A 21,563-nucleotide genomic window follows, 5' to 3' on the forward strand; every position below is an offset into this window, starting at 1 on the left:
CCAGAAATAATTGTCAAAAGGAATAGCCTGTGTTATATAATCATTTTAGGTCATAAGGCTTAGGTTCTCAATACTAATTCCTTATTATCTGTAAATCAGTTGCGCGAAATTAGCAATATGCACGATTTTTCGATTTTTTTCTTAAACCCTCTAAAAAAACCCTCCCGATTCTACGATATATATAAAGACGCTTCGGGTCGTCGGTCCCATTTTTGGTGAATCCTTCGTCTCATGCGCTTGTTAATCCTTATTTTATTTCGGTTGGAAACAGCAAAGTTTGAATCTCAAATTTTAATAAATATAGGCGGAGATGAAGCGGGAATGGCAATCATTAAAAAAAGGCTCGGCGACTTGCTCGTCGAGAACGGCATTATTTCCGAAGAACAACTGCAGCAGGCGCTCGTCGAGCAGCGGGAGACCAAGCGCAAACTCGGTGACCACCTGATCGCGCAAGGCACCATCACGGAGCAGCAGTTGATCGAAGTGCTGGAGTTCCAGCTCGGAATTCCCCACGTCAGCCTGTTTAAATACCAGATCGATCCGGCAATCACGCAGATCATTCCGGAAAGTATGGCCAAGCGTTATCAAGTGCTTCCTTTTATGAAAGAGGGCGGGAAGCTGATGGTTGCCATGGCCGATCCGCTCGACTATTTCGCGATCGAGGATCTGCGCATGAGCACGGGCTTCCGGATAGAGCCGGCGATCTGTACGCGAGACGAACTGCAACGCGCGATTGCCCGTCACTACGGCATGCGCGATTCGATGAATCTGATGATGGGCGAACTGCCGAGCGCGGAGGAGATCGAAGAAACCGAGATCACCGACGAAGACTCGCCGATCGTGAAGCTGGTCAACCAGATGATCCAGCAGGCTGCCCAACTCAGGGCTTCGGATATTCACGTCGACCCGGGCGAAAACAATCTGGCAATCCGCTACCGGATCGACGGATCGCTGCGGACCGAACGGATGATTCCGAAACAGATGCAGGGATTCATCACGGCGCGCCTGAAAATCATGGCCAAACTGAACATTGCCGAACGGCGTTTGCCGCAGGACGGCCGGATCAAAATGCAGGTGGATTACCGCATGATCGATATCCGGGTATCTTCGCTGCCGACCGTACACGGCGAGAAAATCGTACTCCGGCTGCTCGACCTGACGACCGGCGTGCAATCCATGGACAAGTTGGGTTTCGATGATCGGAACTCGTCCGTGTTCAAGGAAATGATCGAACGCCCTTACGGAATCATGCTGCTCACCGGACCTACCGGCAGCGGTAAGACGACGACGCTTTATTCGGCACTCAACCATTTGAATACGGAAGAAACCAATATTATCACGGTCGAAGATCCGGTGGAGTATCAGATTGAAGGCATCAACCAGGTTCACGTAAACCCGGCAGTCGGATTAACGTTCGCAGCCGGTCTGCGTTCCATTCTCCGGCAGGACCCGAATATCGTCATGGTCGGGGAAATCCGGGATACCGAGACGGCAGAGATCGCGGTGCGCGCCTCGCTCACGGGCCACTTGGTCTTATCGACGCTTCACACGAATGACGCAGTCAGCAGCGTGACGCGCCTTCGCGATATGGGCATCGAGCCGTATCTGATCGCTTCGTCGCTCATCGGGGTCGTGGCTCAGCGTCTGGTCAGGAAAATATGCCCGGAATGCCGAACCGAGTACACGCCTTCGGAACAGGAAAAAATTCTTATGCAAAGCAATGGGGCCTTTGCCGATAAATTGTACAAGGGCAGAGGATGCGGCAACTGCAGCAGTACGGGATATCGCGGTCGGGTTGCCATCCATGAAGTTCTGCCGATGACGGACGCGATGCGCCGTTTGGTCAACGAATCGGGCAGTATCGAAGATATGCGCAACGTAGCCAGTAAAGAAGGCATGAAGTCGCTGCTCGAAGACGGCTTCCGCAAAGTCGCGATGGGCATTACCACATTGCAGGAAGTCATGAAAGAAACCGTCGCCCATTAACGGAAGGGCCTCTAACAACGGCGAGGAGCTGCTGAGGATGAACGAACAAACACGGACAATCGAAGAGCTGCTGCGCGAAATGCACGCCAAAGGCGCGTCCGACCTGCATATTGCGGTCGGTGCTCCGCCAAGCGTACGAATTCACGGCTCGCTGATGCCGCTAAGCGCGGCAACGGTCAGCCCGGCCGAAGCCGAGAGCATGGCGGATGCGCTGCTCGGCGAAGAACGGTCGCGCAGGTTCCGCACGGAAGGCGAATTGGACTTCGCTTACGCGCTTCCGGGCGCCGATCGGTTCCGGATCAACGTATATCGCCAAAAAGGATATGCGGCGATTTCGGCCCGTTCCATTCCCGAGCGCATCCCTACGATGGATAAGCTCGGATTGCCGGATTCGCTGGCCGCGCTCGCCCATCGGCCGCAGGGACTGATCCTGGTCACCGGTCCGACCGGGAGCGGCAAATCTTCCACGTTGGCCGCGATGATTCAAGATATCAACAGCAAGACGAGCAAACATATCGTCACGCTGGAAGATCCGATCGAGTTCATGCACGAGCATCGCAAGTCGCTTGTTCATCAACGGGAAGTCGGATTGGATACGGCGAGCTTCGCAGACGGCCTGAGAGCCGCGCTGCGGCAGGACCCGGACGTCATTCTTGTTGGGGAAATGCGGGATCTGGAGACGATCTCGGCGGCGATTACCGCGGCGGAGACGGGCCACTTGGTCTTAGCGACGCTGCATACGACGGACGCCCCCAAAACGATCGACCGTATCATCGATGCGTTTCCCGGCCATCAACAGCCGCAGGTACGCACGCAGCTGGCATCGGTACTGACCGCGGTCATCTCGCAGCGCCTGCTGCCGAACCGGGGCGGTCAAGGACGAACCTGCGCGACCGAAGTGCTGATTAACACGCCAGCCGTCGCGAACCTGATTCGTTCGGAAAAGATTCATCAGATCCGCAGCGTGATGCAGACAGGCAAGGCTCACGGCATGCACACGCTGGAGATGAATATTCGCGAGCACTTGCAGCGCGGACAAGTTGATCCGGCGGCAGCCAAAGAGTACATGACGGAGGTGACCGCCTGATGGCGCAGTTCGAATATCAGGTGCGAACCGGCAGCGGCAAACGGCTTAAAGGCAAAATGAACGCGAGCGATAAAGCCGCCGCTATGGAAGAACTCCGCAAACGCGGATTGAAAGTTTTCTCGCTTGTTGAGAAAAACAACACTGTATTGGCGAAAGAAATTTATATCGGCAATCCGGTTAAATCGATACATTTCATTATCTACTGCCGGCAATTCGCCACGTTGATTCGCGCAGGGATTACGATTGTGGATGCGACGACGATTTTGGCAGGACAGACGGAGAGCAAAGCGCTGAAAGGCGCATTGATCCAAGTCGCTTCAAGCCTGCTCAAAGGGATTCCGTTCTCGCAAGCCGTGCAGGAACATAAGCGGATCTTTCCTTCGTTGTTCGTAAGCATGGTGCGCGCGGGGGAAGAGACGGGGGATTTGGAAGGCACGCTGGATCGACTGGCCGTTTTCTTCGAAAAGCAGCACTCGACTCGCGAAAAAGTGAAATCGGCGCTGACCTATCCGGCGACGGTAGCGGTACTGGCAATCGTGTCCACGGTGTACCTGCTCTGGGCGATCGTGCCGCAGTTTATCACGATGTTCGATTCGTTCGACGCGGAACTGCCGGCGATTACGGTAGCGGTATTGGCTTTGAGCAACAGCATTCAGCATCGTTGGTATTTCTGGGGCTTGGCGATTTTGATGCTAATTGCGGCCTTTTTTATCGCCAAGCGCACGGAACGGGGATCGTATTGGATCGACTACATGAAGTTGAAAGTCCCGGTCTTCGGCAAATTGAACCAAAAAAGTTCAATCGCGCAGTTTACGCGTACCTTTTCTTCATTATATGCGAGTGCCGTTCCCGTGCTTCAGTCGCTGACGATCGTCGAAGATGTGGCAGGGAACAAAGTAATCGGTAATGTGATCCGTAGCGCTGGAGACTCTCTGCGGCAAGGTCGGTCGTTATCGGCTCCTTTGGAAAAGTCATGGGTTTTCCCGCCGCTTGTCACCCAGATGATCGCAATCGGCGAAGAAACCGGGGCGTTGGGCGACATGCTCGGCAAAGTCGCAGATTTTTACGAGATGGACGTGGATAACACGGTCGACCGTTTGAAGTCTTTGCTGGAACCGTTGTTAATTGTATTTTTGGCAGCAGTCGTCGGAACGATTATGGCGGCAATTATGCTTCCGATGTTTACGTTGTACAGCAGCATTTCTTAAAAAAGCGCGCGGCTCCATATGAAGTGTCGGACCTCAAGGCCGGATATGTAGGGCGCCGCGATCTGATCCTGATTTAGGATCATTGGCAATACCGGAGAACCTCCGGAAAATTAACTCACGGGAGTGAAGACTAGATGAATCAAGCAGTAGAAGCGGTTGTTAACGAAGTAGAAGTGAAAGAATCCGGCAAGTCGACATTCATGCAGCGCGTATGGACAAAAATGGGCAAAGAAGAAAAAGGTTTTACTCTGATCGAACTCTTGGCTGTCCTTGTCATCATCGCAATCATTGCTGTTATCGCAATTCCGTTAATTGGCGGAATCATCAATAACTCGAAAGAAGATTCTGATGTAGCATCTGCTCGTCAGGTTTATGATGCTTCACGTCTCTACGTCATTGGTGAGCTTGGTGGTCAGTTCGAGAAGGTTGGTGGCTTAACAATTACTCTTGCAGAACTGCAAGCAAAAAAATATGTAGATAGCCCGCTTTTGCTTCCAAGTACTAAAGCAGCAGCTTCAGGAGGAAGTGTAGTTTATGGTGAAGACGGAACACTGAGTGAAGTTACTTTGGGTGCAGAAACATACACTGATGATGAGGTTTTGGCAGGTAAGAAAGCAGATTAATTTATAAATATTTTAAAATGATTGATTTAAAACCGGAAAAACCACAGTTTTTCCGGTTTATTTTTCATCCCGAATCCAAATGGAAGCATTTCACTAGAGATTTACGGGAAAGCGGAGTGGTTTTCTTTACCCTTCGGTGTTCTCATTTGCCTAATCTCATCAGGAAATTGGAGGGCAACAGCGATTGGAACAACCTTTTAGACTGGAGCGCCTCGTTCCAAAGTCAAATTCTCCCGCTCCAATCCTTCACACTTTATGACTATATTCATCGCCATCTATATCACCGTCATTGGCCTGCTATTCGGTTCTTTTTTCAATGTGGTCGGACTCAGGGTTCCTGTCGGCGAATCGGTCGTTCATCCGCCTTCGCGCTGCGGAAGCTGCGGCACGCGCCTGGGGGCCAAAGATATGATTCCCGTACTTAGTTATATGTTTTCGCGTGGAACATGCCGGCATTGCGGCGTCGGATTTTCGCCGGTCTATCCGCTGTTCGAAGCGGTAACCGGGCTCCTTTTCCTATGGATGTATCTCCGCTTCGGCCTGACGGGAGCGGCTGTGCTCGGCATCGTGCTGGCCAGCTTATGCGTCATCGTCACGGTCGCGGATTTGAAATATATGCGTATCCCCAATAAAGTTCTGTTGTTTTTCGCTCCGATCCTGATCGCGCTTCGCTTTGCGTTCATGGATGCGGCATGGTGGCATTACGTGCTCGGAGGCATTTTCGGCGGGGGCCTGATTTTATTGGTCGTATTGCTCAGCAAAGGCGGCATGGGAATGGGGGACGTCAAGCTTTTCGCGTTGTGCGGACTGATATTGGGAATAGGACCCGCAATACTCGCTTTTATGCTGGCCTGCGCGTTCGGCACGGTGGTCGGCGTCATGCTGATCGTTTTTAAAATCGTGCAGCGCAAACAGCCCGTGCCTTTCGGACCGTGGCTCGCACTCGGAACGTTGATCGCTTATCTATACGGAACGCAGATTATCGGCGGATATTTATCGCTGATCGGTTAGGAGGACATACCAGGCATGCTGGGAATCGGAAACAAAAAAGCGGGACTCGCGATCGAACAGAACGGTGTCCGCTTCATTCAATTGAAAAACAACAAAACCTGGGAAATCGAAAAGCAAAGCTTTTTGCCGCTCGAATCCGGAACCATCATCGAAAACCAGATTGCCGACGAAGAGAAGCTCCGTCTTCAGATTCGGCAATGGGTCGAGCAGGAAGGGTTAAAAGGAAGCCGCGTTTCCTTATCGGTACCTCCTTCGCAGGTCATTATTCGAAAAATGAATATTTCGGCCGTCAATCCCAAGCAGGTGGAGCAGTTGGTCGCGCTTGAGGTCGAAACGGGACTTCATCTGCCTTTCGAAGAACCCGTATACGATTTTATTCCGATCGGCCGGGAAAAGCAGCTTCAGGAAAACGGCGTGGAAGAAGAAGTGACTCGGGTGCTCGTATTTGCCGCGCCCCGTCGATTGATCAACGAGTATATCGAAATCCTGAACGAAGTCGGCATCAAAACGGATAGCGTGGAAGTATCGGCGACCGCATTGGCCCGAATGACTCAAATTTCGCACGGCCGGTCTTTTGCCGACACGATGCTCGTTCATTTGGAGCATTCGCAAATGGACGTATATATGTTCCGCGAAGGGCATCCGGTATTTTTGCGTACGGTCAATCTGCTCGATATCACCGAAGAAGCGCCTATGTTCCAATCGGAATCCTACTTGGCGCAAAAATCGGCATTAGCGGACGATCACTTGTCCTACGAGCAAATCGTGGAAATCACCGCTGAAATTTCGCGCATGCTTAACTTCTACCAATACAGCTTACATGACGGCGCGGCTCGGATCACGGAGCTTATCGTGACCGGTCCCGCGTCGATCCGGCGCCAACTGGTCGGCGAGCTGAGCCAAGCGTTGTCGGAGATCGAAATCGAGGAACTTCAGCTGGAAGCGACGCCCGGCAAAGCGGAAGACGACTCGCTGAACCTGTACCGGGTAGCCGTCGGCGCCGCACTGCGGGACGAAAAAAACAGTTTGATTGATCTGCTTCCACGCACCGACCGCGAGGCGAGAGTTCTTCCTTATGCGCTCGGAGCACTGCTGTTGATCTGGTTATTGTCTCTTGGAGGCCTGACAGCGTTCTACGTGATGCAAAACAATCAATTGGAAAGTCAAAAGACTCAGATCTCCGGGCTTCAAGCGGACAGCGACGTTAAGCAGCTCGAACTGGCTTCGCTTCAAAGCAGCGGAGGATCGCCTGCGGCCTTAATCGCCCAGCTTAAAGCGCTGCGCATGGATGCAGTATCCGTATTGGAGCAACTGGATGCCGCATTGCCGGAACGCGCCGTGATCCGCGATATTTCCTATTCGCAAAACAGCACGATTGACCTGACGGCGGACGTGGGCAAGATTGACGATGCTTCCACATATCTGGCCGAGCTAAAAAGTCTTACTTTCGTCACGGATGCGCAGATTTCCAGCTTGGTCGAAGAACGAGACACGGGCGGGGTAAGCGGCTTGTACGCGGTGGTCTATACCGTCGCGATGCAAGGCGCGCCGACCGACGCAGCGGGAGCGGCCGAACAATCGGTGCAATCCATCGGTGAAACGATCGCCCCCGGTGCCGCGTCCGACGATCTTACGAAACAGGAGGAGAGCGTCAATGATGGAACGAATCCATAATAACCGTCAGGCGCTCATGCTGGGTGTCGCGGTATTGTTCTTGCTTTTACTGGTGCCGTACATGCTAATGTTGAGGCCTCAAAGCGAAGAAATTTCTGTAAATGACGGGGAAATCGTACGTTTGCAGCAGGAGAACGATCTTTTTCAACGGAAAATAGACGAACTTACTGCTGAAGGAGCGGATGATTTGAGCGACGAAGAGATCGCGCAAGTCCTTCCGACGGTCTCGAATCAGGAACAGATCGTCAACGATTTATACAAAGTCGGCGTGGCGACCAGCGTTCGGCTGTCCGATGCCACGTTTTCGAACGAGAACACGGCGGCAAGCCAAACCGATGCCGGCTCGCAAGCTTCGGTTTCGGGTCAGGTCCGTTCCGTGTATGTGACGGTCAATATTCAAGGCAGTTATGACGGGATCAAAAATTGGATGAGCGAGATCCAGAACCTGCCCCGTTTGACTGCGGTCGAGCAATTCAGAATAGATAAGCCTTACGTGTACCGGGGAACTTTGCTTTCCGCAACGGTTACGTTTACCGCGAGTTATCTGCCGCAAGCGGCGAGCCCGGCGGATCCGGCGGAAGTGCCGGCATCCTGACGAAGCGGCGTGACCTGCGAGGTAGACGCGCTTGATCGTAATCGGTTATACTGGATTTGCGTGTTTGAATGCCATGGATACGGAATGGTTTATAAAGATAGTGCCGGGGTAGCACCCCGTAAGCTTCGGAGCCGCTTGCTAGCGTGCCCGGAGCTTTTTTGCAAGAGGGAGGAATAAGAAAAACCTCCCCCCTGGCCCTACGCATTATGAGAAATCCGGGTCTCTACTCACGGAGTAACAAATTTGTTACAATGAATACATAGAGAAGAGCTTAGGCGCTTAGGCCGATTGACGAATAAAGGCCGGGCATGAATATATAGACGCCGTGATCGGCAGGCGGTACTGGGGAACGACAGGCGTGCGGGGGACGCGAATACGCCTGGCTGCAAAATCAAAAACCGGGAAGTGATACTGTGATCGATATGCAGGATGTGTGGAAGACATATCCGAACGGAACTCATGCGCTCAAAGGAGTTACGGTCCAGATCGACCGTAGCGAGTTCGTATACGTCGTCGGCCCGTCGGGTGCGGGCAAGTCGACGTTCATGAAGCTGATGTATCGGGAAGAAGTTCCGACGAAGGGGCAAATTTCCGTTAACGGATTTAACCTCGGCAAGCTTAAGCAGCGCAACATTCCGCTGCTTCGCCGCAATATCGGGGTGATTTTCCAAGATTATCGGCTGCTGCCTAAACTTACGGCTTACGAGAACGTGGCCTTCGCGATGGAAGTCATCGAAGCACCGAGAAAGATCATGAAGAAGCGTGTCATGGAAGTGCTCGACCTGGTGGGGCTGAAGAATAAAGCCAATCGCGAGCCCCAACATCTGTCGGGCGGCGAGCAGCAGCGGGTTGCCATCGCGCGGGCGATCGTGAACAACCCGTCGGTGATCGTGGCGGACGAGCCGACCGGCAACCTTGATCCGGAGACGTCCTGGGGCATCATGCAGCTGCTGGACGAAATCAATTTCCGCGGCACGACGATCGTCATGGCTACGCACAATAAAGAGATCGTGAACACGATGCGCAAGCGCGTGCTCGCAATCGAAGACGGAGAGGTCGTTCGCGACCAGCTGAGGGGAGAATACGGTTATGAATTTTAATACCCTTCTGCGGCATTTTCGCGAGGGCACGAAAAACGTATTCCGCAACGGCTGGATGTCGATCGCCTCGATGCTGTCCATCGTCGTGTCGCTTTCGCTGCTCGGCGTCGCCCTGCTGCTGGTTCTGAATCTGGATCGGGCGGCAGACGAGGTCGACAAGCAGATCGAGATCAGCGTATACCTGAATCTGGAGATCGATCAGGCAGGTCGCGATACGGTGGAACAAGAAATCCGCAGCATGCCGGAAGTTCAGGAAGTCAGCTTCGTGTCGAAAGAAGAAGGTCTTGAGACGATGCGCGAGACATTAGGCGACGCGATGGTTAAAGGATACGAGGAGACGGGGACGAATCCTCTGCCCGATATGTTCAAAGTACAAGTGATCGAAGCCACGACGGTGCCGTTCGTAGCCGATAAGATTTCGGCGCTGAACGGCGTTGATCCCGACGGGCCGATTTACGAAGTCGATTACGGAAAAGGAACTGCGGAACGGCTGTTTCAATGGACACAGACCGTTCGCGTAGTCGGCGTGGTGCTGGTGCTCGCACTTGGCGTCATGGCGATGTTCCTGATTGCCAATACGATTAAAATCACGATTATCGCCCGCCGCAGAGAGATTGCGATCATGAAGCTCGTGGGGGCTACGAACCGCTTTATCCGCTGGCCGTTCTTCATCGAAGGCGTGCTGATCGGCATGACGGGTTCCGCAATCACGCTGGGCATCCTGCTTTATGTTTACTTCAGAGTCGAATTGGCCGCATCCGGTTGGACTTCGGCGCTGTTCACGCTCATTCCGCTAAGCGATGTTTGGCTCTGGTTCAGTATTTTGATCCTTGGACTCGGCTTCCTGATCGGAGCTTGGGGAAGCACCATTTCCATTCGCAAATTCTTGAAAGTCTAACGTCGAATAAAGGTCCGACAATAATCCGAAATAAAGGATGGGGAATCCGCTTTGAAAAAAACAGCTTCGGTATTGGCCGGCGTTTTGTTGGCCGCAGTGATCGTCCAGCCCGTCAATCTTTACGCTGCGGGCGCGACTGACAAAATCGATCGTCAGCTTGAAGAGCTGCAGCAAAAAGAGCAGGACGCGCAGGCCCAGAAGAACGCGGCGGATGCCGATAAGCAAAAAGCCGAGCGCAGCAAAAACAAAACGGCCGAATACCTGGAGCAGGTTCTCGCGAACATCGAAGCGGTCGGTAGCAAGCTGACCCAGGTGACGGTAGAGTTGGCGGATACGGAAACGCAGCTCGAGCAAACGAAGCAGGAACTTGAAAAAGCCAAAAAACGCATTGCCGAGCGCGAAGGATTTCTCGACACGCGTGTTCGCCTGATGTACACGGACGGAGCCGTTTCCTATCTGGACGTCCTGATGGCTTCGGCTGATTTTAGCGACTTCCTGAGCCGTGCAGACTCGATCAAGCGTATTATCGGACAAGACAACAACGTTTTGGACGAGCAAAAGCGCGATCAGGAGATCGTAATCGAGAAGCAAGCCGATTTGAAAAACCAACATGCCAAGCAGAAGACGCTGTTGGCTCAAGTCGAATCGCACAAAAAAGATCTCGATGCAAAAGAACAAGAGAAACGCGAACTGATCGCCCAATACGAAGTCGATATTGAAGAAGCCGGCGAGATCAGCGAAGAGCAAGACTCGATGCTGATCGAATTCGCGACCAAGCGCTCCGATCTGGAACGCGAGAAGCGCGAAATCGAAGAAGCTCAGCGCCGGGCGGCAGCCGAAGAAGCACTGCGCGTCGCTCAAGAGAAGGCTCGTCAAGCCGCGGCTGCGAAGAAGGCAGAAGAGCAGCGCATCGCCGAAGCAGAAGCCGCTCGCGCGGCAGCAGCCGTTCAAGCTCCGGCGACCAGCGACTACTCGTACAGCAGCGGCGATTCTTCTTCGTCGGATTCGTCTTCCGGTTCCAACTCTTCCTCGAACAGCGGTTCGATGCTGACGCCGGTCGACAGCTACCGCATGTCGTCGGGTTACGGCACTCGCGTGCACCCGATCACCGGCAAAGTCAAAAAGCATACGGGCGTCGATATGGCAGCACCGCAAGGCACGGATATTCATGCCGCCGAAGGCGGCGTCGTAACGGTTGCCCAATGGTGGAACGGTTACGGCAACACGGTCGTGATCGACCACGGTAACGGAGTTTGGACGCTGTACGGCCATATTCGCGACGGAGGCATTGCGGTCTCGTCGGGACAAACCGTATCTCGCGGACAAAAAATTGCCGAAGTCGGCTCAACAGGGAACTCGACGGGACCTCACTTGCACTTTGAGGTACGCATCAACGGCGAACCCGTCAATCCGGTCCCTTATCTGGGCTGGTAAATCCGGTTATACAAGGCCAAGTTCGACCCCATTTGCTTCCCGCCCGGTACGTTTACGGGCGGGTCTTGCGTTTGACGGAAGCTTCGGCCACAATAGGGAAAACAACATCACCATTTGAAGATAGTTTGAGGATACTTCCAAGGAGGCTTGCACCATGGTAAAAAAACGGACAGCGATTCTGTTGGTCATCCTGGCCATGATCATCGGAGGGGGAGCGGTGCTGGCCTTGACGAATTATCCGATCTTCGCGAGCAGCGGGGCGAGCGCAAGCACAGGGCTCAGCCAGGATGAGATGAACAAGCTGAATACGGCGGTCAAACTGATCGAAGACGGCTATTATAAAGAAGTCGATCACGAGAAACTCGTGACAGGCGCGATCAACGGGATCGTAGGCGCGTTGGACGACCCCTACTCCTCCTATATGGCAGCGGAGCAAGCGAGCGAATTCAACGAATCGATCGAAGGTTCATTTACGGGAATCGGCGCGGAAGTCGAACTGAAGAACGAACAAGTAACGGTCGTGTCCCCGATCAAGGGTTCGCCGGCGGAAAAAGCAGGCATTCAAGCGAAGGACGTTCTGCTTTCCGTAGACGACGAATCGCTGGCCGGTCTTGATCTGCAAACGGCCGTGTCCAAGATTCGCGGTCCGAAAGGCAGCAAAGTCACGATCATGGTGAAGCGTGAAGGCACGACCGATCCGATCAAGTTCGAGCTGACGCGTGACGACATCAAGTTGGAGACGGTCAACGCTCATATGGAAGACGGCGGGATCGGCGTTATCGAAGTGACTCAATTCTCCGCCAATACGGGCGATCGCTTCAAGGAAGAATTGACCAAGCTGGAAAAACAGAAGATGAAAGGCCTGGTTATCGACCTGCGCAGCAACCCGGGCGGCCTGCTCAACGTCGTCGTGGACATGGCGGAAGAGTTCGTGCCGAAAGGCAGCATTATCGTGCAGGAAGAACAGCGCAGCGGTACGCGTCAGACGGTTCGTTCCTCGGGCGTAGCTGCTGAGAAAGCTTATCCGGTTACGGTGCTCATCAACGGCGGCAGCGCCAGCGCCTCCGAGATCATGGCGGGCGCGCTGAAGGAATCTGCGGGAGCCAAGCTTTTGGGCGAAAACTCCTTCGGTAAAGGCACCGTGCAAACGAGCATTCCGGATCGCTTAGGCGACGGCACGCTCCTCAAAATCACGATCGCCAAATGGCTGACCCCGGATGCCGAATGGATTCATGAAAAAGGCATCAAGCCGGACGAGAAGATCAGCCAGCCGGACTACTTTACGGTAGCGCCGATCGATAAAGAACAGACGCTGAAGTACAACATGAACAATGATAACGTCAAAAGCGCGCAGATCATGTTGAGCGGACTGGGTTATGATACCAAGCGTAAAGACGGTTACTTCGATGCGGAGACCAAAAAACAAGTTCAAGCTTTCCAAAAAGCGAAAAAGCTGACGGTAAGCGGATTTGTGGACGAAAAGACGGCTCTTGCATTGGAAGCGGCTATTCTGGAACAAATCGCCGATCCGGCCAACGATACGCAGTTGAATAAAGCGATCCGGGAACTCAAGCAGGAAACGCTTGCTCCGGCGTCGAACTCCTGACATAGCGTTTTGAACGAATGAGAGAAGGCGCAAGCCTTCTCTTTTTATTTAGCGGGACGAAAAGGAGACACCGATGAACGAATATGTGGAAATCATCCTGTCGGGACTGCTGGAACTTGTGATTCAGCCTTTTTATTGGGCGGGACTGTTGATCCTGCTCTTGTATTATCGCCGTCAGGGGATTTTGGAACGGAAACTTTTTCATATCCGGCTGCATGGGTACGGCATGCCTGCCATGTGGGCGCTGCTTGGCGGATTATGTGCAGGCGTAGCGGTTTCGTTAGTGATGGCAGGCATCGGATTTACAATGACGCCTGTCGGGGCGGCAGCGGTATGGGTGACTGCGCTCGTGCTGCTGGTCTTCCGTATTCGCTTTGCCAACTTTATTTACGCTGTAGGCGTTCTCGGCCTTTTGCAATTAGTGCTGAGCTACATTCCCGGTCTGCCTGATGCAGGCATTTTCGGCACGATATTCGGAGCGATCGACGAGTTGAATATCGCGGCGCTATTGGTGCTTGCGGCGCTGCTGCATTTAGCGGAAAGCGGGCTGATTGCCTGGCAGGGAAAAGATTTTGCTTTGCCGACGTATATACCGGGAAAAAGGGGACGTCCCGTCGGGGCTTACGTTTTGCGCATGCTCTGGCTAGTGCCGACCTTGCTGCTTGTTCCTTCCGAAAACGGTCCGATCTCATTGCCGTGGACTCCGCCTCTTCTGGCGGGTCTTGGGCTTCCGGAAGCAACCGGATATATGCTGCTGGCGCTGCCGGTCATGATCGGCATGCCGGAAGTGACGTGGACGCTGCTGCCGGAGCGAAAAGCAGCGCGTGCTGCACGTCGCGGGCTGATGTTCGGCGCTGCCTTATTGGTATTGGCGCTGGGTGCCGTATTCTGGTCGCCGATGACCGTAGTCGTCGGGGTTGCGGGCATTGCCTTGCGTGAAGCGCTGATTCGGGACAGTTTGCGCGAAGAGGAAGGTCAATCCGCGATGTATGCCCATTCCGGCCGAGGGCTTCGAATTTTAGCTGTCCAACCGGGGAGTCCTGCCGAGGACATGGGGATTTTGCCGGGCGAGACATTGCTGAAGGTGAACGGCAGTCTGGTTGCCACCACGCAGCAAATGCACGAGTCGCTACGCGTGAATTCGGCCTTCTGCAAGCTGGAAGTGCAGAATCGCAGCGGGGAGAGCAAGTTCTTGCAGCGCCCCATCTACGATGGCGATCACCATCAGCTTGGATTCATCTTCGCGCCGGACGATGCTTCGGTATCCGAAAAGCATGCACATCCTCTGTCCTTGCCGGGCTTATGGAGCGTGCACCCCGAACAAAGACGTATTTCGGGAAGCTCCGCCCCCGAGAGCCAGCCGGTCTTATTGCTGGACGGACCTTTAGGTAAAAGCGAATCCATTGGCGAACCCGATGCTGACATTACAAGCCGAAAAGATGAAGATTACACGGATTTGCAGAGATCCGGCACGGAAACCGCGAAGTCGGAATAGTACCTTGTCAACGCTAAAGTAAGGTTACGCCCGAATAGGCAAATCGGTTGATTTGATCGATTTCAAAGGACAGTTCCGCCAGTTACGCAACCGCTGGTGGAACTGTCTTTTTTATGCGTTCAACGCCGAATCTTCGCAGACCTAACATGATCCTTTCGGCCTATGTCGGTATTTTGTTTATGTATGCGTTATCTTTAAAAAATGTCATAAAAATAGGACCTTTATTCATAAAATTCATGCACAGATTTTACGAGAAGCTGATAGAATGAAGAAACCTAAACAGGAATGAGACTTTAAGACTAGTTGAGGAGGCGATGAACCACGTGAGAAACTTCAAAGTCAAAACGAAGATTTTATTGCTGACTCTGCTGTCGGGAGTCATGCTGTTGGCGGTGGGTTATACCGGATATTCGACGATGAAGCAGATGGCGCAGACGTCGGAGAATATGTATCAGAACAATTTGAGATCGCTGAATGCGATTGGGCAGGTGAGTTCCAACAATAGCGCGATCGAAGCCTACGTGATGGAAATGATGCTCAACTCGGATTATACGGCAACCCAAAATTTGTCCTTAAGCATCAGCGACCGTACGGCTCGCAATGCGATGGCTTATTCGGAATTGGAACAGATCTCGCTGAGTGCAGCTTCCAAAGCGCTGTACGATGAATATAATACGTTAACACCGGATTACTTTAACGTTCGTTCGCGCATTGTCGATTTGGCGACGCGCAACGAAAGCGAACAGGCCTACGCCATGTTCCAAGAGGAATTGCAACCGATTCGCGAGCAGGTCAATCTGGTCGTGAACAAGCTAAGCTCTCAATTGCTGCGCGAAGCGCAAAGCAATAATGCGTCCTCTCTGGAATTGGCGAAAACGTCTACGATTTTGATTATCATCTGTATCGGAGTCGGGATTTTGTTGATTGCAGGCGGAGGATTATTAATCTCTCGTTTGGTTTCTTCTCCGCTGCGCGAAATGCAGAAGATGATGCAGCGCGCCGAGAACGGGGATTTGAGCGTGCAAGGGACTTATCTGTATCGCGACGAGATCGGACAGGTTACCCGGTCGTTTAATCGCATGATCGACGGGCTGCGCGATCTGATTCGGCGGATCGACGAAAGTGCCGTAACCTTGTCTGCTTCTTCGGAGCAACTGGCTGCGAGCGCGGAGCAGACGACGGGAGCCGCCGGCCATATCGCGACGTCTTCATCCGAGTTATCGTCCGGCTTCGAAACGCAAGCGAAGACGATCGGCAGCGTGAGCGGATTTGTTGACGAAATGGAAGGCAATATGCGCCGACTCGGCAAAAACGGCGAAGAGATTGCCGAGTCGGTCGAAGCGGCCAATACGGCGGCAGAACTGGGAAGCGAGGAAGTGAAAAAGACAATCGGACGGATGGGCGAGATCGATCGCAGCGTTGCGCACGCGCTTGAAGTCGTAACGGCACTTCGTCAACGCTCGGAAGAAATCGGGGCCGCTGCGGTATTAATCGATCAGATTGCCCGGCAAACCAATCTGTTGTCCTTGAATGCTTCGATCGAAGCGGCGCGTGCCGGAGAAGCCGGCAGAGGGTTCGCGGTCGTGGCTCAAGAGATCCGCAAACTTGCCGAAAGCGCAGCGGATTCGACGCGGACCATCAGCGAGATCATTACAGCGATTCAGGAGGAATCGGAAGCAGCCGTTCGTTCGCTGAATGAAGGCGCCGATCGCGCCAAGCTCGGTGTCGAGAGCGGCCGAGAAATTTCCGAGGTGTTTGGTCGCATCCGCAGCTCCGTTGCCGAAGTTCGTCAAGAGACGGGCGAGTCCGGCGAATTGATCCATCTCCTAATGACGCAGACATCGCGAATTGCGGATGCGATGCGGGATGTAAGCTCTATTGCCCAAGAAGGCGCGGCTGGAATCGAAGAAGTCAGCGCCGCCGGCGAAGAGCAGTTGTCCACGATGGAAGAAGTCCAAGGCTCTGCGCGCTTCCTGTCCCGGTTGGCGGAAGAACTTCAAGAAACGTTGACTCGTTTTACATTAGAGAGCATAGACGAAGCGGAGGCCAAGACTCCCGCAAAGACTTCCGAATCGGAAACAATCGAGAACGAAACCGCTCATGCGTCATCCGAAGAAAGCAAAGACGAAAAGAATTTGAACACGGTGGCGTAGTAGCTTGTCTTGAATAAATCGAAGGTTTACTGTTCGTCTGAAATGTACACGGTACTAGTGCGCTGAACGAGGTCGAAAATGCTCTGCTCAATCGAAAAATCCTGCGAGAAGATCTTATGATCTCCCGCAGGATTTTTTTAGCTATACGTCGGTCAGATCCATTATCCGTTCAGGGTGTCGATCCAACCGCATCCGATTGCAGCTGCCGCAGCACCGTGATCTCGACGCGCCGGTTCTGTTGGCGGCCTTGGGCCGTCGAATTGTCGCCGACCGGACGCGTATCCGCATAACCGGCATATTGGAACTGGGAAGCATCAAGGCCGCGCGCGTCGATAAAGTAACGAAGCACGGATAAGGCCCGGTCGCCGGACAGTTCCCAGTTATCGGCATAACGCCCGCCCGTGATCGGTTGGTTGTCCGTATGGCCTTCGATGCTGATCGTCGCGTCAACCGTGCCGAACAGGCTGGATAACCGATCCAAAATGCCGGATGCGCCGCTTTTCAGATCGGCCCGGCCGACATCGAACAGGAAGCGGTCGCTGAGCGTGATCGAGATTCCCTGAGGTTTGTCGGCGACGAAGATCTGATCCTCCAGACCGTTGTCCGCGATATACGAGTTGATCGTTTGCAAGAAGCTCGCGAGCTGCCGTTCCTGTTCCCGGAATTGCAGCTCGCGTTCGGTCGGTTCTTCCTGAATCGGCTCTTCCTCGGGATCGTCCGGCACGATCTGCGCTCCCTGATCTTCTCCTTCGGTGCCGGGAAGCTGCTGACCGTCCTCGCCCGTGATCTTCGGACCGCCGTCCAGAATATTATTTCCGGATTGAAACGTCGTTTGCAAAGAAGACGAGACGGCAGCGTACTTCTCCGCGTCCACCGAACTCACTCCGTACATGATGACAAAAAAGATCAGCAGCAGCGTCAACAAGTCGGCGTACGTAATCAGCCAACGTTCCTGCTGATGGGAAGGGCCTTCCTTTTTTGCGCGGCGGCGTCTGCTCATCACAGACCCGCCCCAACCGGTTTTTCATCCTGATAGTCATCCAGATAGGTCGCCAGTTTTTTGCGGACCAGGTTCGGATTTTCCGCGTTTTGAACGGCAAGCAAGCCTTCCAGCATCATTTCCATCACTTGGACCTCCTCTTCTCCGCGCGCGCGGATCTTGGATGCGATCGGCAGGAAAATCAGGTTGGCGCTGGCTACGCCGTACAGGGTAGCGATAAAGGCGACTGCGATGGAAGAGCCGAGGTTGGCCGGTTCCGCCAAGCTGCCGAGTACGCGGATCAGCCCCATCACGGTTCCGATAATGCCCATCGTAGGCGCGTAACCGCCTGCGGATTCGAACATTTTGGCGTACCCGTCGAATCGTTCCTGCCTTTTATCGATCTCCAGTTCGAGAATCCGTCGAATGAGCGGTTGGTCGCCTCCGTCCACGATCAGGCCGAGGCCTTCGCGCATAAAAGGATTCTCGTGGTTTTCTGCCGTTTTCTCTAAAGCGAGCATGCCCGAGCGGCGCGCCGTATAAGCCATATCCGCCAGATCGTCGATCAGCTGCCCGGCGTTCGTCGGCTGCGGAGCGAACGCTAGTTTCAGCGCTTCGGGCAGGGTTCGGAGCCTTTTCCACGGAAAACTGATCGCGACGGCAGCTGCCGTTCCGCCGAATACGATCAGTGCTGCAGCGCCTTGCAGCAAGCCGCCGGCTTGTCCGCCTTCCCACAAAAAACCTCCGATCAGCGCGGCAAAACCGACAATGATTCCGATAATCGTAGTGATATCCATGCGTTCGTTCCTCTCTGCGGCAAAAGCTTAAAATAAGGGTTGAAAGAGTCTTGTGCATTTTCATAAATAATTGCATCGTATAGAGAAAAAGAGTATACTTAACGGGAACACGCATTCTTATTGCTGGAGGTTTGAACGGGCGAAGAGCGGACTCTTTTCGTCAATTTAAGGCGTCGTTTTCCGCAATCTTCAGATTTGTCGTCTTTCGTAAAAAAACGATGACCCGCCTCTGTTTTGCGTATCGGCAGGCTTTTGTCCAAGGTGTTATCCACCTCGTAAAAGCATGGCCGTTTTTTTTGCGAATCCCCAAAACGGCTGCAAAAAGCCCGTAAAATAGGCATTTTCGCGACTTTGGAGTACGGTGACGGTTGCGATGCTTCGTTCTCCGCGCGAAAAAGTGGTTATGTACAATATAAAGCATCCCGACGGCGTGTCAAACGAAAGCGATACGTCGGTTTTTTTCGTATTCTCTGCTACAAATATTATCACTTCAAACGATGAGGGTGAAATAGGGCCAATGAGCGATATTGTAATCAGTAACAAGGCGTTCGAGATTGTCTCGGAATTTTCGCCTCAAGGCGACCAGCCAAAAGCGATCGATCAATTGGTTGAAGGCGTACAGGCGGGCAAAAAGCATCAGACGCTGCTCGGCGCGACAGGCACGGGGAAGACGTTCACGATCGCGCAGACGATTTCAAAGCTAAATCGTCCGACGCTCGTCATTGCCCATAACAAAACGCTGGCGGCGCAGTTGGCGAGCGAGTTCAAAGAGTTTCTGCCGAACAACTCCGTCGACTACTTCGTCAGCTACTACGATTATTTCCAGCCGGAAGCGTATGTTCCTTCTTCGGACACGTACATCGAAAAGGACTCCAGTATCAATGAAGAGATCGATCGGCTGCGCCACTCCGCGACCAGTTCGTTGTTCGAACGCCGCGACGTGGTGATCGTGGCGAGCGTGTCCTGCATTTACGGTCTCGGTTCGCCGGAAGAATACGGAAATCTGCTGCTCTCGCTGCGCGTGGGCATGGAGAAGTCGCGGCAGGATATCCTGTCCCGTCTGGTCGACATTCAATACCAACGCAACGATATCAACTTCGTTCGCGGTACGTTCCGCGTGCGCGGCGACGTGGTTGAGATCTTCCCGGCTTCGCGAGAAGAGCATGCCGTACGCATCGAATTGTTCGGCGACGAGATCGAGCGGATCAGCGAGATCAACGTGTTGACCGGCGAAATTACGGGCGAACGCGACCATATCGCGATCTTCCCGGCTTCCCACTTTGTCACGCGTGAAGAAAAAATGCGCGTGGCGATCACGAACATCGAGCGGGAACTGGAAGAGCGTCTCGCGGTATTCAAGGAGCAGGGCAAATTGCTGGAAGCCCAGCGTTTGGAGCAGCGCACGCGTTACGATATCGAGATGATGAAGGAAGTCGGCTTCTGCTCCGGCATCGAGAACTATTCCGGACCGCTGACTTTCCGCGAACGCGGCGCCACGCCGTACACGCTGATGGACTATTTCCCGGACGACCTGCTGATCGTGATCGACGAATCGCACGTGACGCTGCCGCAGATCCGGGCCATGTACAACGGCGACCAAGCGCGTAAAAATGTCCTCGTCGATTACGGGTTCCGCCTTCCGTCGGCGCTCGACAACCGTCCGCTGAAGTTCGAGGAGTTCGAAGACAAAGCCAATCAGCTTATCTACGTATCGGCAACGCCTGGACCTTACGAGATGGAGCATTGCAGCACGATGGTCGAGCAGATCATCCGTCCGACCGGCCTGCTTGATCCGATCATCGACGTCCGCAAGACGGAAGGCCAGATCGATGACCTGATCGGCGAGATCCGCGACCGGATCGAGAAGGACGAGCGCGTGCTGGTCACGACGCTCACCAAGAAGATGTCGGAAGACCTGACCGATTATCTCAAGGAAGTCGGGATCAAGGTCCGCTACCTGCACTCGGATATCAAGACGCTGGAACGGATCGCGATCCTGCGCGACCTGCGTCTCGGCGTCTTCCATGTCTTGGTCGGCATCAACCTGCTGCGGGAAGGCCTCGACCTGCCGGAAGTCTCGCTCGTGACCATTTTGGACGCGGACAAGGAAGGGTTCCTGCGTTCCGAGCGCTCGCTGATCCAAACCATCGGCCGCGCCGCGCGGAACTCCGAAGGCCGAGTCATTCTGTACGCCGACAAAATCACGGACTCGATGGACAAGGCGATGAAGGAAACGGAACGCCGCCGCGAGATCCAGATTGCTTACAACGAGCAGCACGGCATCACGCCGCAGACGATCAAGAAAAAGGTTCGCGACGTGATCGAAGCCACGAAGGCCGCCGATGCAAGCTCCGACTTCTTGTCGGGCGCCGAAGGCAAAATGACGAAGAAGGAACGCGAGAAGATGGCGGTTCGCATCGAGAAAGAAATGAAGGAAGCGGCGAAAAACCTCAACTTCGAGCGGGCGGCCGAGCTGCGCGACGCGCTGCTCGAGCTTCGCGCGGAGTAATGGTCTAGGGTATGCTGTCGGGGAAGTTCCTGTTCGCTGGGGGCGGGGAGGACTGCGGGAGGGATTGGTTCAAGACGCTGTCTCACCCGGAAAGCCTGATTAGAATTTTAGTGGAAGCTTTCCGGGTTCAAAGGCGTCTTTCACTCAATCCCTCCCTCCGCCCGCCGCTGCGCGGCGAAAAGAACCTTCTTCGACAACCGGACCATTGCTTACGCTCGGTCAGGTGATTTTTATAATAAAAAGATCAACACAAAAACCAAGAACTCCAAAATAAAATAAAGACCCTAAAACGACTTCCCTAAAAGAAAAGACCTGCGGCGATCGTGGGCGTACGGCGGGTAAGAGCGGAGGGGGAGGTGGGTTCCTGAAGAAGCGAAGCGCTCGCCTTTGAATTCGGATTTTCACCTT

General features: G+C 53.8%; 16 protein-coding genes. 14 read left to right on the forward strand and 2 right to left on the reverse strand.

Annotation, left to right across the window (positions count from 1 at the left end; all coding sequences use genetic code 11):
* The first annotated feature begins 321 nt into the window (after positions 1-321).
* The 13 genes from SACSAC_RS13680 (at position 322) to SACSAC_RS13740 (ending at position 16,870) form a co-directional block, all read left to right on the forward strand.
* Positions 322-1,986: a GspE/PulE family protein gene (locus tag SACSAC_RS13680; RefSeq protein WP_037287296.1), complete on the forward strand. Its 1,665-nt coding sequence runs from the start codon at positions 322-324 to the stop codon at positions 1,984-1,986.
* A gap of 37 nt (positions 1,987-2,023) precedes the next feature.
* On the forward strand, positions 2,024-3,073 hold the full coding sequence (locus SACSAC_RS13685) for a type IV pilus twitching motility protein PilT (RefSeq protein WP_037287299.1): 1,050 nt from the start codon (positions 2,024-2,026) through the stop codon (positions 3,071-3,073).
* Positions 3,073-4,281, forward strand: coding sequence for a type II secretion system F family protein (locus SACSAC_RS13690; protein WP_037287301.1), 1,209 nt, complete (start codon positions 3,073-3,075; stop codon positions 4,279-4,281). The genes SACSAC_RS13685 and SACSAC_RS13690 overlap by 1 nt, the downstream gene beginning before the upstream one ends.
* Before the next feature lie 134 nt (positions 4,282-4,415).
* Positions 4,416-4,904 carry a prepilin-type N-terminal cleavage/methylation domain-containing protein gene (locus tag SACSAC_RS13695; protein WP_245608639.1) on the forward strand — a complete coding sequence of 163 codons (489 nt, stop codon included), beginning with the start codon at positions 4,416-4,418 and terminating at the stop codon, positions 4,902-4,904.
* Between the two features lie 255 nt (positions 4,905-5,159).
* Positions 5,160-5,915 (forward strand): prepilin peptidase, encoded by a 756-nt coding sequence (locus tag SACSAC_RS13700; RefSeq protein ID WP_037287304.1) that lies wholly within the window; start codon positions 5,160-5,162, stop codon positions 5,913-5,915.
* Between the two features lie 15 nt (positions 5,916-5,930).
* Positions 5,931-7,589 carry a pilus assembly protein PilM gene (gene pilM, locus SACSAC_RS13705; protein WP_037287307.1) on the forward strand — a complete coding sequence of 553 codons (1,659 nt, stop codon included), beginning with the start codon at positions 5,931-5,933 and terminating at the stop codon, positions 7,587-7,589.
* Complete coding sequence (locus SACSAC_RS13710) at positions 7,570-8,184, forward strand: hypothetical protein (protein WP_156951004.1); 615 nt, start codon at positions 7,570-7,572, stop codon at positions 8,182-8,184. The genes pilM and SACSAC_RS13710 overlap by 20 nt, the downstream gene beginning before the upstream one ends.
* Before the next feature lie 413 nt (positions 8,185-8,597).
* Positions 8,598-9,284 carry a cell division ATP-binding protein FtsE gene (gene ftsE, locus SACSAC_RS13715; RefSeq protein ID WP_037287312.1) on the forward strand — a complete coding sequence of 229 codons (687 nt, stop codon included), beginning with the start codon at positions 8,598-8,600 and terminating at the stop codon, positions 9,282-9,284.
* The gene (gene ftsX / locus SACSAC_RS13720) at positions 9,274-10,182 is read left to right on the forward strand and encodes a permease-like cell division protein FtsX (protein ID WP_037287314.1); all 909 of its coding nucleotides are present in this window, start codon (positions 9,274-9,276) and stop codon (positions 10,180-10,182) included. Before ftsE ends, ftsX begins: the two co-directional genes overlap by 11 nt.
* 51 nt (positions 10,183-10,233) lie before the next feature.
* Complete coding sequence (locus SACSAC_RS13725; RefSeq protein ID WP_037287316.1) at positions 10,234-11,616, forward strand: M23 family metallopeptidase; 1,383 nt, start codon at positions 10,234-10,236, stop codon at positions 11,614-11,616.
* A gap of 154 nt (positions 11,617-11,770) precedes the next feature.
* Positions 11,771-13,222: a S41 family peptidase gene (locus SACSAC_RS13730; RefSeq protein ID WP_037287319.1), complete on the forward strand. Its 1,452-nt coding sequence runs from the start codon at positions 11,771-11,773 to the stop codon at positions 13,220-13,222.
* Between the two features lie 73 nt (positions 13,223-13,295).
* Positions 13,296-14,717, forward strand: a complete 1,422-nt coding sequence (locus tag SACSAC_RS13735; protein ID WP_051507111.1) for a PDZ domain-containing protein — start codon at positions 13,296-13,298, stop codon at positions 14,715-14,717.
* A 323-nt stretch (positions 14,718-15,040) separates the two neighbouring features.
* Positions 15,041-16,870 carry a methyl-accepting chemotaxis protein gene (locus tag SACSAC_RS13740; RefSeq protein WP_169833774.1) on the forward strand — a complete coding sequence of 610 codons (1,830 nt, stop codon included), beginning with the start codon at positions 15,041-15,043 and terminating at the stop codon, positions 16,868-16,870.
* A 169-nt stretch (positions 16,871-17,039) separates the two neighbouring features.
* Here SACSAC_RS13740 and SACSAC_RS13745 read toward each other — a convergent pair whose 3' ends face one another.
* Both SACSAC_RS13745 and SACSAC_RS13750 read right to left on the reverse strand, forming a co-directional pair.
* Entirely contained in the window at positions 17,040-17,870 is an 831-nt protein-coding gene (locus tag SACSAC_RS13745) for an OmpA/MotB family protein (protein WP_037287321.1), read from the reverse strand.
* Positions 17,870-18,646 carry a flagellar motor protein gene (locus SACSAC_RS13750; protein WP_037287324.1) on the reverse strand — a complete coding sequence of 259 codons (777 nt, stop codon included), beginning with the start codon at positions 18,644-18,646 and terminating at the stop codon, positions 17,870-17,872. Before SACSAC_RS13750 ends, SACSAC_RS13745 begins: the two co-directional genes overlap by 1 nt.
* Before the next feature lie 517 nt (positions 18,647-19,163).
* Between SACSAC_RS13750 and uvrB the strand changes: the two genes are divergently transcribed.
* On the forward strand, positions 19,164-21,155 hold the full coding sequence (uvrB, locus tag SACSAC_RS13755; protein WP_037292818.1) for an excinuclease ABC subunit UvrB: 1,992 nt from the start codon (positions 19,164-19,166) through the stop codon (positions 21,153-21,155).
* Positions 21,156-21,563 lie beyond the last annotated feature (408 nt).

The organism is Saccharibacillus sacchari DSM 19268 (assembly GCF_000585395.1).
GTDB classification, from domain to species: Bacteria; Bacillota; Bacilli; order Paenibacillales; family Paenibacillaceae; genus Saccharibacillus; species Saccharibacillus sacchari.